The organism is Pseudomonas sp. GW823-FHT02C05, assembly GCF_058797595.1.
The window spans coordinates 1-14,586 of the sequence record NZ_JBXAJU010000002.1 but is presented as its reverse complement, the minus strand read 5'-3'; the positions used below and the strand labels follow the sequence as shown (position 1 = coordinate 14,586).

8 protein-coding genes are annotated in these 14,586 nt (G+C 64.9%); 1 reads left to right on the top strand and 7 read right to left on the bottom strand.

The genetic code is table 11. The features are described from left to right. Positions 1-5: 5 nt before the first annotated feature. Positions 6-1,532, bottom strand: coding sequence for a CoA-acylating methylmalonate-semialdehyde dehydrogenase (locus tag AC1RGE_RS10975; RefSeq protein WP_019096001.1), 1,527 nt, complete (start codon positions 1,530-1,532; stop codon positions 6-8). Positions 1,533-1,681: 149 nt separating this feature from the next. Between AC1RGE_RS10975 and AC1RGE_RS10970 the strand changes: the two genes are divergently transcribed. Continuing rightward, entirely contained in the window at positions 1,682-2,632 is a 951-nt protein-coding gene (locus AC1RGE_RS10970; protein ID WP_053156256.1) for a LysR family transcriptional regulator, read from the top strand. A gap of 45 nt (positions 2,633-2,677) precedes the next feature. Here AC1RGE_RS10970 and yfiB read toward each other — a convergent pair whose 3' ends face one another. From yfiB to recC, 6 genes are all read right to left on the bottom strand, one after another. Then, the gene (gene yfiB, locus AC1RGE_RS10965; protein ID WP_015634043.1) at positions 2,678-3,172 is read right to left on the bottom strand and encodes an outer membrane lipoprotein YfiB; all 495 of its coding nucleotides are present in this window, start codon (positions 3,170-3,172) and stop codon (positions 2,678-2,680) included. Positions 3,173-3,186: 14 nt separating this feature from the next. Beyond that, positions 3,187-4,455 (bottom strand): diguanylate cyclase DgcN/YfiN, encoded by a 1,269-nt coding sequence (gene dgcN, locus AC1RGE_RS10960; RefSeq protein ID WP_492584276.1) that lies wholly within the window; start codon positions 4,453-4,455, stop codon positions 3,187-3,189. Beyond that, positions 4,452-5,033 carry a regulatory sequestration protein YfiR gene (yfiR, locus tag AC1RGE_RS10955; protein WP_026020227.1) on the bottom strand — a complete coding sequence of 194 codons (582 nt, stop codon included), beginning with the start codon at positions 5,031-5,033 and terminating at the stop codon, positions 4,452-4,454. The genes dgcN and yfiR overlap by 4 nt, the downstream gene beginning before the upstream one ends. 116 nt (positions 5,034-5,149) lie before the next feature. Next, entirely contained in the window at positions 5,150-7,231 is a 2,082-nt protein-coding gene (gene recD / locus AC1RGE_RS10950; protein WP_492584274.1) for an exodeoxyribonuclease V subunit alpha, read from the bottom strand. Further along, positions 7,228-10,920 carry an exodeoxyribonuclease V subunit beta gene (recB, locus tag AC1RGE_RS10945; protein ID WP_077933300.1) on the bottom strand — a complete coding sequence of 1,231 codons (3,693 nt, stop codon included), beginning with the start codon at positions 10,918-10,920 and terminating at the stop codon, positions 7,228-7,230. The genes recD and recB overlap by 4 nt, the downstream gene beginning before the upstream one ends. After that, positions 10,917-14,369, bottom strand: coding sequence for an exodeoxyribonuclease V subunit gamma (gene recC / locus AC1RGE_RS10940; protein ID WP_492584272.1), 3,453 nt, complete (start codon positions 14,367-14,369; stop codon positions 10,917-10,919). The genes recB and recC overlap by 4 nt, the downstream gene beginning before the upstream one ends. Positions 14,370-14,586: the final 217 nt, after the last annotated feature.

Here is a 14,586-nt window from a genome sequence, read left to right as displayed (position 1 = left end):
GCTCCTCAACGCAGGCTGATGGTGGTGTTCACACCGTCATTGACGCTGTCATCGTCGAACCAGCGGCTGGTGACGGTCTTGGTCTGAGTGTAGAACTGCACCACTTGCTTGCCGTAGGGGCCCAGGTCGCCAAGCTTGGAACCGCGGGAGCCGGTAAAGCTGAAGAATGGAACCGGCACCGGAATCGGGATGTTGATGCCCACCTGGCCGACGTCGATTTCGCTCTGGAACTTGCGCGCCGCCGCACCGCTCTGGGTGAACAGGCCGGTGCCGTTGCCGAAGGGGTTGGCGTTGACCAGGGCGATGGCCTGGTCCAGGGTATCCACCTCCAGCACCACCAGCACCGGGCCGAAGATTTCCTGGGTGTAGATCTGCATGTCGGTGGTCACCCCGGAGAACAGGGTCGGGCCGATGAAGTTGCCCTGCTCGTAGCCCGGTACCTTGATGTCGCGGCCATCGAGCTCCAGCTTGGCGCCTTCTTTCACGCCGCTTTCGATCAGCTCCAGAATCCGCGCCTTGGCACGCTTGGAGACCACCGGGCCGACATCGGTGCCCGGCTCGCTGCCGGCGTTGACCTTGAGTTTCTGCGCCAGGGCCTTGAGGTCCGGCAGCCATTGTTTCGCCGCCCCCACCAGCACCACCACCGAGGTGGCCATGCAACGCTGGCCGGCAGCGCCGAAGCCGGCGCCCACCAGGGCATTGAGGGTCTGTTCGCGGTTGGCGTCGGGCAGCACCACGGCGTGGTTCTTCGCGCCCATCATCGATTGCACGCGCTTGCCGTGCTTGCCCGCCAGGTCATAGACGTGGGTGCCGACCGCGGTCGAACCGACGAAGGACACCGCCTTGATGTCCTTGTGGGTGCACAGCGCATCCACCACGTCCTTGCCGCCGTGCACTACGTTGAGCACACCGGCCGGCACCCCGGCCTCCACCGCCAGCTCCACCAGCAGCATGGTTGACAGCGGGTCCTGCTCGGAAGGCTTGAGGACGAAGGTGTTGCCGCAGGCGATGGCCATCGGGAACATCCACAGCGGAATCATTGCCGGGAAATTGAACGGGGTGATCCCGGCGCACACGCCGATCGGCTGGCGCAGGGTGTAAGTGTCCACGCCGCCGGCGACGTTTTCGGCGAATTCGCCCATCTGCAGGGTGCCGATGGAGCAGGCATGCTCCACCACTTCCAGGCCGCGGAAGATGTCACCCTCGGCGTCGGCGATGGTCTTGCCCTGCTCGGCGCTGAGGACCACGGCAATGCGTTTGGAGTGCTCGCGGATCAGGGCCTGGAGCTTGAGCATGATGCGCATCCGCGCGCCGATCGGGGTCAGTTTCCAGGTCTGGAAGGCGCGCTGGGCAGCGGCGATCGCGGCGTCGACTTCAGCGGCAGTGGCAAAGGGCACCTTGGCCAGCACTTCCTGGGTCGCCGGGTTGACGATGTCGTGCCATTCCTGGCTCTGGGACTGGACCCATTCACCGTCGATCAGCAGTTTGACCTGTTGCAGGGTGGTGCCGTCGGGCTTGAGGGATGCGTTCATGGGGTCTCCTGACTTCTTGAGTTCTTATGCAGGGAAACCAAGGCGGGCAAGCGCCTTGAAAGAGGGGCTGTCGCGAGTTGGTATCGGACGGTTTTTGGAGTATAGATGTGCAAACTTCTAATAAGAACGCACATAAAATCCGGTCCATCATGCAAAAAAACATCACCTCGCTAAGCACCCTGAACTGGGACGACCTGAAGTTTTTCCTCGAAGTGGCGCGCACCCGCAAGGCCAGCAGCGCGGCCAAGCGCCTGGCGGTGGACTACACCACGGTGTCGCGGCGCATCGGGTCCCTGGAAACCGCCCTGGGCACCTTGCTGTTCGAAAAATCCCGCACCAACGGCTTTGTCCTCACCGCCGAGGGCCAGCGCCTGCTGGGTTATGCGGAGTCCATCGAAAGCACCCTGCACATGGCGTGCGAGCAGGTCTCGGGCTCCGGAGTGGCGTTGTCCGGCCATGTGCGCATGGGCTGCACCGAAGGCTTCGGCACCTTCTTCATCACCCCGCAACTCAGCCACTTCCTCGACGCCTACCCGGCAATCTCGGTGGATATCCTGCCGCTGCCGCACTTCATCAGCCTGTCCAAGCGCGAGGCGGATATCGTCATCGCCCTGGAACGCCCGGAGCACGGCCCCTATGTGTGCTGCAAGCTGTGCGACTACCGCCTGCAGCTGTACGCCACCCAGGAATACCTCGATCGCCACCCGCCGATCCGCCGCCCCGGCGACCTGAGCGAGCATCAATTCATCAGTTATGTGGATGACCTGGCCTTCAGTTCCGAGCTGCTGTACCTGGCCAATGTGGTGCCCGGGGCCAGCGCCAACCTGCGCAGCACCAGCGTGATTGCCCAGTACGTGGCAGCGCAGCAGGGCCGCTCGCTGGCGATCCTGCCGTGCTTCCTGGCGGCCCAGGACCCGCGCCTGCTGCCAGTGCTGCCCAAGGAAATCAACCTGACCCGGCAATTCTGGATGTACTGCCGGGAGGATCTCAGGAAGTTGAAGCGCATCACCCTGTTATGGGATTACATCCGCGAGGTGACCGAGCAGAATCGGCCGCTGCTCATGGGCGAGAGTCGCAGCATGCGCTTCGCCGCCCCCTGACCCTTAGCGGCCGCAAGGCTGCAGCCGCAACCCGCAGGTCGTCGATCAGTCGGCGATCACCACGATCGACACCCGACGGTTCTCGGTACGCCCGGCCACGGTGCTGTTGGAGGCCACCGGCTCGCTGCTGCCCAGGCCGCGCAGCTGGATGTTTTCTTCACGCATGCCAACCTGGGTCAACACCTTGACCACGCTCTTGGCCCGGCGCACGGACAGTTGCACGTTGTAGGCCTCCTTGCCCGACGCGTCGGTGTGACCGTCGACCCGGACCTTCTGGATATCGACGCTGAGCAGCGCCTTGCCGATGCGCTGGACGATCTCGGTGCTGGCCTGGTTCAGGGTTTCCACATCGCTGCCAAACAGCACCTTGCCCGACAGGCCAAAGGCCCAGCCTTCATCCGTCAGTTCGAAGCCCTCCTGTTTCAGTACCGCGATCTGTTTCGGGGTCAGACCTTTGGGCGGCACGCTCTGACAGCCGGCCAGGGCCAGCAGGGCCATGAACACCAGAGTGCTGAACAGTCGAACCGAACGTTGCGTCATCGAGAACAAGGGAATTAGCTCCTGTTTTGAACCTGAACGATAGGGGGCTCCGCCCCCACTGTGTGTTGCCCGCCTCGCGAACCGCGCTTGGCTTGGTACATGGCCGCGTCGGCGGCATTCAACAGACTGCCCGGTGTCGCACCATGATCCGGGTACACGGCAATACCGATACTCAGCGATGTCAGGATCGACAGGCTGCCGGGCAGTTGAATCGGTACTTCCATGCTGCTGATGATCTTGTCGGCGATGCGCTGGGCATCCTCGACCCGGTGCAGCGGGGTCAGCAGCACGGCAAATTCGTCCCCGCCCAGGCGCGCCACCAGGTCGTCCTCGCGCAACTGCGCGCGAATCCGCGTGGCCACAGCCACCAGCACCGCATCGCCGGCGGCGTGGCCGAAGTTATCGTTGATCTCCTTGAACCGGTCGCTGTCGAGAAACAGCACCGCCATGCGCTCGTTGAGCTTGTTGGCGCTGCGCAGGGCACGGATCAGCCGGCCTTCGAAGAACGCCCGGTTGGGCAGGCCGGTCAGGCTGTCGTGGCTGGCCTGGTGGGCCAGGGTTTCATTCTCGCTTTGCAGATGGGTCTGCCAGGCTTCCAGCTCATCGAGCAGGGCGTTGAAGTCGTTGCCCAGGTTGTCCAGTTCGGCGATTTCCGCAGGCGGCACCCGCTGATCGAAGGCCCGTTCGCGCCGGGCCGCGTGCGCCACATCGGCGAGGCTGCGCAACGGCCCGGTGATACCCCGCAGCTGGCGGCGCGCCAGGTACAGCGCCAACCAGGCGCTGAGGGCGATGCACAGCACGATGCCCGCCAGGCCACTGAGGAGAAACCGCAACAGGCTGCCGCCATGGCCGGTGACATTGATGGTGCCGATTTCCCGCCCCTGGTGCAGGATCGGCAGGCTGATGGGCTTTTCCAGAAAGGCGCTGGCGACGTGCATTTCCAGATTGGTCAGAAAGCCGCTTTCCGGGCGCTGCCAGCTGGCCAGCAACTGGCCCTGGCTGTCATACACCTTGGCGTCGGCCACCTCTTCGGTGGAGGCGATCAGGGCCAGAGCCTCGGTGGCCACCACACTGTCGTTGAACACCACTGCAGCTTCCACGGTGTAGCTGATGGAGCGGGCGATCAGGTGCAGGTTGTGATCGGCGTACACGCGCAGGGCCAACACCCCGAGAAAGGTCAGGGACAGGCTGGCCATGGAGATCGCCAGCAGAGCGACGATCAGGTGGCCGCGACCGATGACCGACCGCAGTGTAGGGCGGGCGTTGGGCTTGAACAGTTTCATGGGGCCGCCGGACGACGACGGGAAAGCTGCAGCACGCTGGGATGAATCTTCACCCCACTGCGCGCCACGGAATCCAGGTTGACCTCGAACGACACCTGGCTGTCGCCGACCCGCAGGCAGAACAGGCTGCCCACGGTGCACTGGTCGCCCCCCTCGCTGATGCTCAGCACCGGTTGCCCGATCAGCGAGTTGAACAGGCGGGTACGCTCATCATTGGACAATTTGCCGACATAGACCGAATCGCACTCACTGGCCAACGACGGGTTGTTGGCCAGCAGACGCCGCACCAGCACCGGGCGGCCGGTGGCCTGGGTCGCGCCCTTGAGCAGGTCATCGGTGTATTCGGTGGGGCCAACCACGCACAGACGCAGTTGCGCCGGCTCCACGGGCCAGCGAGCGTAGCTGAGAATGCCCAGCACCACTTGGGTTACAGCCTTGGCCCGTTGCTCGGCCAGGCTCGCGGACGCCGGTGGCTCCGACTGCGCGATGGCCAACAGGCTGAACAGGCAGAGAATGGTCGACAGCACACACTGTCTCCACCCCAAAATGCGCTCTGTCCTCAAGACAGCCACGTCCATGCAGGGATTCTCTTTGATTTTCACGGAAATGATGCCGCAACGATAGCACAGCCCGGGAAAATGCAGCGAGACCAGCGCCCGAGCACGATGCCTGAGAAAAGCCGGAAACATGGGCGTCAGTCCAACTCCAGCATCAACCCGCTCAGACGCTTGACCTTGCGCCGAACAGCCTCTTCGAACACTCCGGCACGGGGCTCGATCAGGCTGAACCAGTCCTTGGCCCGGGTGATACCGGTGTAGATCAGCTCCTTGGTCAGCACCGGGTTCAAAGCGTCGGGCAGGATCAACGCGGTGTGGGCGAACTCCGAGCCCTGGGACTTATGCACAGTCATGGCGTAAACGGTTTCCACGTCATTGAGCCGGCTTGGCAGCACCAACCGCACCCCGCCCTGGCCATCGTTGCGCGGAAAGGCGACGCGCAGCACCTGACGCCCCACCTCCGAGCCTTCCTGCTCCGGCAGTTTCAGGGCGATGCCGATATCACCGTTCATCAGGCCCAGGCCGTAATCGTTGCGGGTCATCAGCACCGGGCGGCCCTCGTACCATTGCTGGTCACTGTCGATCAGCCGGGCCTTGAACAGCGCCTGGGTGATCCGCAGGTTCAGGCCTTCGACACCCCAGGGGCCCTTGCGCACCGCGCACAGCAATTGGAAGCGATCAAAGGCCTGCAGGACATGGCGCGCCCAGTCGGTCCAGCGCCGATCCTCCAGAGGCGTACCCGGCGGCGGGCGCTGGCTGCGCAGTACATTCAGGTAGTGGCGGTAGCCTTGCGGCCCCTCGCCATGGCCCTCCAGCAGCAGCCGCTCCAGGGCCCGATCCTGCTCGCCCTTGAGGCTCAGGCCATACAGGTCGGCATGGCTGCGAGCCGCCAGCAGGCGCCGGGCTTCATCGGCCTGCTGCTGGTTGACCCAACGCGCCAGCTGGCCGATGCCGCTGCCTTCGCCGAAACGCCGGGAATGGCGCAGCATCACCACCTGCTGCGCCAGGGGATGCTGGTGGGCGCTGTCTTCCTGCAGGCCGCTGGCTCCCAGGTTCTCGCCACTGACCGCCTCCAGCCAGGCCCGGGTCTGCGGGTTGTACCAACCGGCCTCGGCGTCACGGCACAGGTCGCCGAGCACGGCGCCGGCTTCCACCGAGGCCAGCTGGTCCTTGTCCCCCAGCAACACCAGGCGTGCATGGATGGGCAAGGCGTCCAGCAGGTTGGCCATCATTTCCAGGTCGATCATCGAGGCTTCGTCCACCACCAGGACATCCAGGGGCAAGCGGTTGCCGGCGTGATGGCGGAAATGCCGGGTGCCCGGGCGATTGCCCAGCAAGCGGTGCACGGTGGTCACCTCGCTGGGGATCATTTCCCGCACCTCATCGGGCACCGCGAGGGAACGCACCTGCAAGCTGATGGACTCGGTCAGGCGCGCCGCGGCCTTGCCGGTAGGCGCCGCCAGGCGAATGCGCAGCGGCTTACGTGCTTCCACCGCCGGGCCCTGGAGCAAGGCCAGCAGGCGCACCACGGTGGTGGTCTTGCCGGTGCCGGGGCCGCCGGTGATGATGCTGAAGGCGCCCCGGGTGGCCAGGGCACAGGCGAGTTTCTGCCAGTCGACGGGCCCCGCCGCCTTGGCCGGGCCGAACAGCCCGTCGAGGCGCGCCGCGAGGTTTTCCGGGGTGGCCTCGGCCAAGGCCAGGCGCTGGCGCAAGGCGTTGTCGATACGCCGCTCATAGGCCCAGTAGCGGCGCAGGTACAGGCGCTTGCCGGACAGCACCAGCGGCCGCTGCCGGGAAGACTCGGCATGATCCGCCGCCAGGGCCACCAGGCGGCTGCCGGCCAGGACCTTGCACCAGTGCGCCCCTTCAAGCCCCATCAACACCTGGGACGGCAGCGCCGGTGCGCCGTTTTGTGCGTCGCCTTCGGGCGGCAGCGACAGGGCGAAGTCCGGCTCCTTGAGGGTTTCGAACAGGTCCAGGCAGACATGCCCGTGCCCCAGCTGATGGCTGGTCAGGGCCGCGGCCATCAGTACCAGCGGATCACAGCCCGGGTCCAGCTCATGCAGGAAGCCGACAAAGGCCCGGTCCAGGGAACGCAGCCAGCCGCGCTCGACCCAGCGCTCAAGCAACAGCAGCAAGTCCTCGGCGCGGCTCAGGGGCACCAGGTCGAAGGCCGGTTGCGGCGCCTGGTCCAGTGCATCGAACAGGTCCTGGGTCATAGCAGCACTCCCTGCTCCCAGGCGGGCTCGGCCTTGGGTGGCTCGGGCTGGCCCTGGAACATGCGGTCCAGTTGCTCGATCAACTGTCGAGGCGGCCGGGCGAAGTAGGCCCCCTGGCTGGCGGCACGGGTGCCACGCAGGAACAGGTACAAGGCGCCGCCCACATGGCGATCGTAGTCGTAGTCCGCCAGCCGGGCCTTCAATTGCCGGTGCAGGGCCAGCAGGTACAGCACGTATTGCAGGTCGTAACGGTTGTCGAGAATCGATTGTTCCATGGCCTGCTCGGTGTAGGCCGCGTCGTCCGCGCCCAGCCAGTTGGATTTGTAGTCGGCCACGTAATAGCGGCCCTGGTGCTCGAAGGTCAGGTCGATAAAGCCCTTGAACATGCCGTTGAGCAATACCGGCTCGGCCGTGACTCGGGGCGCGCCCTGATGGGTTTGCTGGCGTACCCGCTCATCGAGCTTGAGCACATCGACCTTGTGGCTGGCGAACCAGAACTCCATCTCGACCCGGTACTGGGTCAACTGCCCGAGCACCACCGGTGCCTGGCCCTCGCCCAGGGGCAAGGGCGCTTGCAGCAGGTGCTGCAGCCAGTCGCTCAGGGTCGGGATCCAGCCTTGCCAGCCGCGGCGATTGCAGCGCCGGGCCACGGCGTCCTCGATCGCCTCGGGGGCAGCGGCAAAACCCTCCTCCCCGGCCCACTCCAGCAGGCCATGAAGGAAGGTCCCGGGGTTCGGGCCGCGGGGGAAGCGGTGGATATCGCCGCCGCTGGCCAGGGTTTCCCGAGGAGCTTCGGGGTCCAGGCGTTCGTCGTCGAAGAGTTTCTGCGCCTGGGGGTTTTCCGGCGCCTCGGTGCTGCCCGCCCCCAGGATGTCGCTGATGCGCAAGGCACTGTAGGAGGCAATCCACCAGTTTTCCGCGGCGCGGCGGCTGGGCGTCAGCGGCGCCAGCAGAGTGGCCTCGTTGCGCGGTGGCTGATAGCGCTGGTCATCGACGACGGGCAGCTCGGACACGCCAATCGCAGCGCAGCCCTGCTGCAGGTCCAGCAGCCAGCGCAACAAGGCGCTGGATTCGCCCAGGACATCGCCGCCGCCCAGCAGGTAACCCAGGGCCGAAAGGTGCAATACCGAGCTGCTGTGATTGCCCCGCTTGAGATCGGCCACCCCCAGCCAGCAGGCATGCTGGGCCCGGGTCAGGGCCACATAGAGCAGCCGCAGGTCTTCCGCCAGGCGCTCTTCATCGGCCAGGGCAATCAGCTCCGGGGTGGGCCGCAGGCTGACCTGGGGCTTGCCGGCAGCATCGTGGTAATGCAGTGGCAAGCGGCTGCCATCCACCGGCTTGGTGGAACAGATGAAGGGCAGGAACACCAAAGGGTATTCCAGGCCCTTGGACTTGTGGATGGTCACCACCTTGACCAGTTGCTCATCGCTTTCCAGGCGCAGGATCTGCTCCTCCCCCGCCTGCCCGGACAGCGCCAGGTGCTCGGCCAGATGGCGGATCAGGGCCTGCTCGCCGTCGAGTTCGGCGGCGCTTTGTTGCAGCAGCTCGGACAGGTGCAGAAGGTTGGTCAGCACCCGCTCGCCATCACTGCGGGCCATCAGCGCCTGGGGCAGCTGGAAGTCATGCAGCAGGCGCCGCAGCATCGGCAGCACGCCCTGGCTGCGCCAGATCGCCCGGTAGCCACGGAACTGCATGACCCGCGCTTCCCAGGCCAGTTCATCCTGGTTGAGCCGCTCCAGCTCCAGCAGCGGCAGGTTCAGGGTCAGGGACGCCAGGGCCGCGCGCAGCGGCCGCTCCACGTCCGGCTCGGCGCAAGCCTTGAGCCACACCAGAACATCCCGGGCTTCCTGGGCGGCGAACACCGAGTCCTTGTCCGACAGGTACACACTGCGCACCCCGCGGGCCGCCAGCTCGCCGCGCACGGCCTGGGCCTCCTTGCCATCGCGCACCAGGATCGCGATATCCGCCGGCAGCAAGCCTTTCAGCGCTTGCTGCTCACGGACAAACCCACTACGCCCCTGCTGGCCGCCATTGAGCAGGCCGACAATCGCCGTGGCGCAAGCCGCCGCCTGATGCTGGCGATACTGGGCCCCGGACAGCGGCTGTTCCGAAGGCAATTGCCAGAAGTTAAGTGCCGGCACCGGCTGGCCGTCGACCAGCAATTGCTCCTTGCGCCCCTGGGCGGCCACCGCCAGGAATGGCACCGGGTTCTCGCCATCCGCTTCGCGAAACAGGAAGGCTCCCTGTCCCTGCGGCCGCTGTTCGGCTTGCAGGAACACATGGTTGACCGCGCTGACCATGGCCTGGCTGGAACGGAAGTTGGTGCCCAGGGTGTGCAGGCGCCCGCTGGTGGCCTGGCGTGCCCGCAGGTAGGTGTAGATATCGGCGCCACGAAAGGCGTAGATCGCCTGCTTGGGATCGCCGATCAGGAACAGGCCGGTCTCGGGGTCGTTGGCCTCGATCCGGTAGATGCTTTCGAAGATCCGGTACTGCACCGGGTCGGTGTCCTGGAATTCGTCGATCAGGGCCACCGGGAACTGCTCGCGGATCAGGGTCGCCAGGCGCTCGCCGCCATCGCTCTGCAGGGCGCTGTCCAGGCGCAGCAGCATGTCGTCGAAGCCCATCTCGGCGCGCCGCCGCTTCTCTTCTTCGAAACGTGCCCCCACCCATTGCGCAGCGTGTTGCAGGACCGCCGCATCCGGGCTGGGCAAGGCATCGAGGCTGGCCTTGAGCCCGGCCATGGCGTCAAGCCCGGGGTGATCGGGGGCCGCGCCTTTCCAGGCCTCGCTCATGCCTTCGGGGGTCAGGCGGGTGAAGCCGGTGCCGATGTCCAGTTGCTCGACGGATTCGTCCTCGGCCCAGGCACTGATCTTTTCGAACCAGGGCTCGAAGAACCGGGCCTGCATCTTGCGCCCGTCGACGCTCTTGCTGGCCACGCCTTGCAGGCAGATCTCCCGCAGTTGCGCGGCCCACTCGCGCCAGGGCGCCTTGATCTGCACCAAGGCTTCACGACGTTCTTGCAGGCAGGCTTCGATCAACTCGCTCGGCGTCTGTTCGGGTGGGTCCCGACGCTCGTTGCCGAACATTGCCCGCACTCGGGGCATGAGTTCGGCCGGCCCGACCCAATGGCTGCGCACCCAGTTCAGGGCATCACCCTGCATCGGGTAGCAGAACAGCCGCCAGTAATCGCGCAGAACCTGGCCCAGCAGGTCGCTGTGATCGGTTTCCAGGGTCTGGGTGAACAGGCTGCCGCTGTCGAACGCATGTTCGCGCAACATGCGCTGGCACCAACTGTGGATGGTCGAGACCGCGGCCTCATCCATCCATTGCGCGGCGATGTCCAGGCGATTGGCACAGGCGGCCCACTGCTCGACGGGGTATTGCTCACGCAACTCGACGATCAGGCCATCGGGGGCGCTGGTTTCATCGCGAAAGAAGCGCGCGGCTTCCGCCAGGCGCGTGCGAATGCGCTCGCGCAATTCCTTGGTGGCGGCATCGGTAAAGGTCACCACCAGTATCTGCGGCGGCAGCAATTCACGCCCGAAACCCGCCGCCTCGCCGCCATGGCCCAGCACCAGGCGCAAGTAGAGCGCGGAGATGGTGAAAGTCTTGCCGGTACCGGCACTGGCCTCGATCAACTGGCTGCCGCGCAGAGGAAATGCCAGGGCCAGGGGAGCTTGTGCAGTCATGCGCCTGCCTCCTCGCCGAGCGCCGAACGCCAGGGAGCATTCAACAGGGGTCGATAAAGGGTCTCGGCCCAACCGCTGAAGGTTTCATCGGCGATCAGTGCGTTGTAGTCGGCGAATTGGCGGGCCAGGGCCGGGCTTTGCCGGCGTTCGCCCTCGCTGTTCTGGCCGTCGCCATCGTAGGTCTTGCGTGCAGCGGCCGCGGCTTTGTCCGGGTCGCTCTGGCCCAGCCAGGCGAAGGCGGTCTTGATCGCCACCGGCAGCGGCTGGCGCATGCCGGCCTGCCAGGCCTGCAGCAGGTTACCGAGAATCTGCCGGGCCACCTCCTGCTCCAGCGGCGGCAACAACAGGCTGTCATCGCTGGCCACCAGCGCGGTGGTCAAGGAGTAGCCACTGGCGCAGGCCAGCAGATGATTGACCCAAGGCTTGATCAGCCGATGCCATTTACGGGTCTTGGTCGAGCCGATGCCGTTGGGGATGGCGCTCACAGCCAACAACCCGCCATCAGCTCGCTGGTGCAGGCTGCTGAGCCAACCTTCCAGGCGCACGCCTTGCAGTTCCAGGCTCACCGGCAGCGCACTGGTTACCGGGGTCGGCCACAGGTCGAGCAGTTGCCGATAACGCTGCAACAGGTCCGGCAGGGGCTCCAGCAGTTCGCGCTGCAGGCATTCGCCAAAACCGGCCATGGGCAACAGGCCACTGGCTTGCAGCCTCTGGGCCTGGGCCTGCAAGGCTTGCTCGGGCTGCCCGGCGTCGCCCAGCGCCGCTTCCAGCAGGCTGTCGCTGAGGCTGTAGCGCTGCAGGGCATCGAGCACGAAGGGCTCTTCATCGGCCAGCGGTGCTTCCATGGCTTCAAAGAACACCTTGAGCCTTTGGCTGAAGAAATGCCGCACCGGGTTGCGCAGGAAATCCTGCAACTGGGCAAGGCTCAGGGGCTCGTCCTGGACATAGGGTTCCAGGCGTTCGACTGCGCCCAGTTCCTCTCGGACCTGATGCAGCACTTGCCACTCCCGGGCGTAGCTGAACAGCGTGTCGCTGTCGTGGAAATAGCGGGCACTGAAGGGTTGCAGGGGATGCTCCTGGGTCAGGGCCTCCAGCAGGGAGTCCTGCTCATCGGGCAGTCGCCAGCCGCTAGCCAGGTGATCGCGCAACTGGCCGATCAGGACCGAGGCCGGGCGCTCGCTGTTGTCGCGAATGCTGCGGCCAACCCAACTGACATAAAGTTGGTCACGAGCCGAGAGCAGGGCTTCAAGCAGTAGGTAACGGTCGTCTTCGCGCCGTGATCGGTCGCCGGGGCGATAGTCGCTACCCATCAGGTCGAAGTCCAGAGGCGGCTGCGCCCTGGGGTAATCGCCATCGTTCATGCCCAGCAGGCACACCAGCTTGAAGGGAATGGCGCGCATCGGCATCAGGGTGCAGAAGTTCACCGCTCCGGCGAGGAAACGCTGGGACAGGCGCCCCTGGTCCAGGCCGGTCAGCCAGGCTTCGCGGACCACCGTCAGCGGCAACTGATCTTGCAGGCCCACAGACTCGCAGGTTTCCAGCCAGTTTTCCCGCAGGTCGTCGAGCTGTCCCAGCAGGTAATCATCGTGCTCGTTGCTGGCAAGAAAGAACTGTTCCAACAGGTTGTGCAGGCGCTCGCCCCACTCCGTCGGATCCGCCGGCTGGGTGAGTTGCTGGTAGGCGATCTGCAGGGCGTCAAGAAGGGCGACCAGGGGACCGATCAGCGCCGCATCCAGGCCACCGATCTCGTCATAAGGCTCGATACCGTTACAGGCGTCGGAGCGGCCGACGGCATAACCCAGGAGCATGCGCCGCAAGCCGAAACGCCAGCTGTTCTGCTCCAGTTCCGGGGGCAGCCCCAGTTCTGCGCGCTGCTCGGCATTCATTCCCCAACGGATGCCGGCACCTTCAATCCAGCGGTGCAGGGTCGGCAGGTCGGCTTCGTCGACGCCAAAACGCGCACGCAGGGCTGGAACGTCCAGCAGGTCGAGAATCTCACTGACCGGAAAACGACTGTCCGGCAGCTTCAATAGATGTTCGACGGCGATCAGCAGCGGGTCACGGCCACGCTGGCCCTGGTCAGTGAGGGTAAAGGGAATGAAGCGCCGGTCATCCCGCTCCAGCTGGCCGAACACGGCGCGGATATGCGGGGCGTAGCTGTCGATGTCCGGGACCATGACGATCACATCCCGGGGCCGCAGATCGGGCTCTGCACTGAAGCGCGCCAGGAGCTGGTCGTGAAGGATTTCCACTTCTCGCTGGGCGCTGTGGGCAATGTGAAAGAGGATCGATTGATCGTGCTGGATATCGACCTGCGGCCACAACTCACGTGTTTCGTTCAGCGGGCGCAGTTCGAGAATGTCGTCCTGCAATTGCTGGAGCATGCTGGCCGGCTGGCTGTCACTGAACAGATCGATCCGGCCATCGCGAAAAGCGCTTCGATAGCTGTTGGGATCGTCATAGCTGTCCAGCAGATTGATGTAGTCACGGCCTTGCTTGCCCCAGGCGGCCAGCAGCGGGTGGGCGTGCTGGTGCAGGGTTTGCTGATCCAGGGCCAGGGGCATGCCGGCCTTGCGCGCCTGGCGTTTGTATTGGTGGCGCAGCAGGTCCTTGTCGGCAACGATATCGGCCCAGTGATGGCGACAAGGGTTGTGCACACACAGCAGCACCTGACTGAAACGGGCCAACCCGGCCAGTGCCTCCAGGGCCTGGGCCGGCAGCGAAGAGATACCGAAAACGATCACTCGGGACGGCAAGCCACTGGGCGCCACCTCCAGTTGGTTGATCCGTTCGATAAAGCGCTGGTGAACGCCTGCGCGACTCTGGGCCATCCCCTCGGTGCCGACATCCAACAGCAACGCGCGCCATAGCTCGGCCTGCCAGCAGTTGGCAGGCGTCAGGGCCTTGGTTTCACCACGACCATTGCGCAGTTGGTGGCGGCCGGCAGCCCAATCCTCCAGCCAGTCGGCTCGGTATACCTGGTATTGGTCGAACAGATCCGCCAGACGCTCGGCCAATTGATAGCGCTTGCGCAGGTCACTGTCGTGGGTCAGGAAGCGTTGCAGGGGTTCGAAATGCGGCTCATCGATCAACTCCGGCAACAGGCGCATCAGCCGCCAGGTCAGGGGAGCTTTATCCAGCAGGGATTTAGGCGGGATTTCGTCTCGCCCCAGGACCAGGCGGTACAACTGCCACATGAAACTGCCCGGCAATTGCACATCAATGGCAGCGGCAATACCGCAGCCACCGCCGTCATCCACTTCGGGGTCTTCGGCCAGGGCCAGTTTCAGCCATTGGGCGATACCGTTGCTCTGTACCAGGGCAATTTCATTTTCCAGGGGCGCCAGGGGATAACGCCGCATCCAGCTGACCACCAGGCTGCGCAACTCGTCCAGGCGGTTACCGTGAACCACCATGAAACCAGGGTTGAGGGACGAGGCGTCCGGCATAAAGGCTTCCTTGGATAATGCAAAAAGCTAGGGCGGAACCTTAGCACTGTCACCGGGCAGTGGCAGCCAGGTCGAGCAAACAGTGACAGAGAAAGCGCCGGGCTTTTATGTCGCGCAAAAACAAAACCCCAACTGCATGCGCAGTTGGGGTTTCGGAATTTAATCTTGACGATGACCTACTCTCACATGGGGAAACCCCACACTACCATCGGCGATG